The organism is Paraburkholderia sp. SIMBA_054, from assembly GCF_046534875.1.
In the GTDB taxonomy this organism is placed as follows: domain Bacteria; phylum Pseudomonadota; class Gammaproteobacteria; order Burkholderiales; family Burkholderiaceae; genus Paraburkholderia; species Paraburkholderia hospita.
On record NZ_JAWRXV010000373.1, the window covers coordinates 1 to 355 of the forward strand.

The window sequence follows — 355 nt, forward strand, 5'->3', positions numbered from 1 at the left end:
AATAAAAAACGCCGCCATTGGATGAATGACGGCGTTGTTCAAGCCCCGGAAATTCGACTACCCTAATCGCACGGCATGGTTCGATGCCCGCGCGTTGAACGCTGTGCGAAGCGGGCGTTCGGAGCGACAGCAAAAAGCGAGTGTTAAAAGCGGTAACCGATATTGACGTACGTAACGATCGGGTTCAGCTTGATCTTGGTTTCCGATTGCACATTGAGCGTGCCGACCGGCGTCTTCGCCTGCGTGTTCAGTTTGGCCGTCGTGCTGAGCGGCAGGTACGACACCGAGGCGCCCGCGAACCAGTGCTCGTTGAACGCGTAAGTGAAACCCAGATTAAACACCGGCTCCCACGAAC

At 56.1% G+C, this 355-nt stretch carries 1 protein-coding gene; it reads right to left on the reverse strand.

Annotated features, from left to right (window positions below):
* Window positions 1-143: 143 nt before the first annotated feature.
* The coding region (locus SB822_RS55545) for an OmpW family outer membrane protein (protein WP_410858904.1) at window positions 144-355 on the reverse strand (212 nt) is incomplete at its 5' end.